Annotated in this window: 2 protein-coding genes; both read right to left on the bottom strand. The window is 70.1% G+C overall.

The window, feature by feature from the left end:
• Positions 1–431 (bottom strand): serine hydrolase domain-containing protein (locus AB0I73_RS41120; protein ID WP_363045489.1); only part of this gene is annotated, 431 nt, incomplete at its 3' end.
• Between the two features lie 490 nt (positions 432–921).
• The gene (locus AB0I73_RS41125; RefSeq protein WP_363045490.1) at positions 922–1,932 is read right to left on the bottom strand and encodes a questin oxidase family protein; all 1,011 of its coding nucleotides are present in this window, start codon (positions 1,930–1,932) and stop codon (positions 922–924) included.
• Positions 1,933–2,076: the final 144 nt, after the last annotated feature.

The raw sequence follows: 2,076 nt of genomic DNA on the forward strand, positions 1-2,076 counted from the left end.
TCGGCGCTGCCCTCCTCGAACCAGTCGCCGATGCCGGACGTCATGGTCAGGGCGTGCCGGACGGTGACCCGCGGGTCGAGCCGGGGCATGTGCTCTTTCACGTGGTCCGCGAGCGAGTCGTCCAGATGGACCCGCCCCTGTTCGACGAGCTGCAGCACGGCCACCGCCGTGAACATCTTCGACACCGAGGCCACGCGGAACAGGGTGGCGCACGTATTGGGTATCGACCAGCGCCGCGACGCCATCCCGAAGGCGCGGGCGAACACGGTCTCCCCGCGCCGGGTGACGCGCACCGTGCCGGAGAATCCCTGGTCCTCGGCCACGCCGAGGACGGCGTTCTCGAGATGGTCGGGATCGAGGTCGCCGGCCGGGTCGTCCGTTGTCGTGCTCGTCACCGTGGACTCCTCGCAGAAGAAGGTTGCATCAGCCACGGGCCATGATCGTCAGGGATTCGTGTATCAGGCAACCGCTTTGTACTCGACGCCGACTCTGCTGCGCAATGCGGCTGGGTGAGTTCTGCCGGTCGGGCATGATCGTCTCTGTGGTTGCGATATCCCGGCCTCGTGGCAGTGCACCACCCGGGGATATACCGCGTCGTGACAGTGAGCCCCGGTGCCCGTGTCATCCCCGTGTCAGCAGCGGACCGTCACTCGTCCCCACCGCGGTCAGCGAAAAGGCGGCGGAAAGCAGCCGCCGGCGACTGCCGACCACTCCACTGACACGAACCCGGCACATCGTACTGGCCGGCCGGGCCTGTGCCCGCCTCACCCAGGTCATGGGTGTCGCGACCGGCCGCACCGCGAGCTCGAGCCTTTCCCACCGGTGTGGAACTCGCGGACGTTGTCCGACCGCCGGGTCGTACCAGGCGGCCGTCACCCCGGCATCACTGCTGACGTGGGCGTGACATGTAAGGACGGCCGTCTATCTCAACGGTTCGCTCAGCTCGATGGAGCGCAGAGCCGCCGCCAGGGCCGGTTCGTCGCCGATGTCGAGGGCCGTGTCGGTCAGCTTGATGACGTGTGCGTCGCCGTGCGCCCGGGCCCGTTCGAGGACCTCTTCGGGGGTGAAGGTGCCCGCCGGGCTGTAGGCGACCGGGGCGTCGGGTGCATACATCGCGGTCACCGCCGCGGCAGCCGTCCAGGCGGCCCGCAGGCTCGGCACCCACAGGGCGTGCGGGAGCGCGGGCAGGATGCGCAGCACGACGTTGGGCGCCGTGGCCGCGTGGACCAGCATGGTCTCCTCGCCGTGGCCGTGGGTGGCATACCGGTGGGTGGCCGCCCGCACCAGTTCGGTGAGGCGGCGGCGGACCTCGTTGGGGTCCGTGATCGTGGCCGCCCACACCGGCAGGCCCGTGACGCGGCCGAGCCGGGCGGGAAAGCCGCCGTCCCGTTCGGCGATCGGCCTCACCGCGTCGAGGGCGGCGGCCGCACTGTCGGCACCGGGCAGCGGGGCAAGGTCCGCGACGGGGCGGTGGCGGGCGGCCCAGTAGCCAAGGCCGTGGGCGAGTTCGGCCAGACGGGGTTCGGTGCTCTCGCCGGCCAGCAGCGTGCGCACGGCGTGACCCACCCGGATCACCGGATGCGCCGCGCCGCCGTATATGCCGGGCAGAAGACGGGGCCACCACTGCGTGAGCACCTCGCGCCAGGGACGCTCGGTGATCTCGCGCTCGAAGTAGCCGATCCAGTCGGCGGCGCGGCGCGGATCACCGAGCGCGAGAGGCCAGTTGGCGGCCGTGACCGGTTCGATTCCGGAGGGGAACTCCTCGAGCTTGCGTGTGTACAGGTCGAGCCAGCGGTGCACCGAACGGGCCTGTCCGTGAGCGGCGAGGGCCTCGACGGCCATCGGCGCGTGATTGGCGAGCCGCCCGAGCCGCTCGGGTCCTGAGGTGTGCAGTCGCTGGAGCGCCTCGTCGAGAATGCCCGTTGTATCCATGGCGAGGACGGTAGGCGAGGCGCCAGGACGGCGTAATGGGCTGAAGGCTTACTGATCTTCTCGTAAGTTCGGTGGGTGTGGTGGGCGGATGGTCAGGCCGGTATGGGCGAGGAATGACCATGGCAGTCGGGGGTTGGCGTTGAT

The organism is Streptomyces sp. NPDC050388, from assembly GCF_040655635.1.
Taxonomy (GTDB): domain Bacteria; phylum Actinomycetota; class Actinomycetes; order Streptomycetales; family Streptomycetaceae; genus Streptomyces.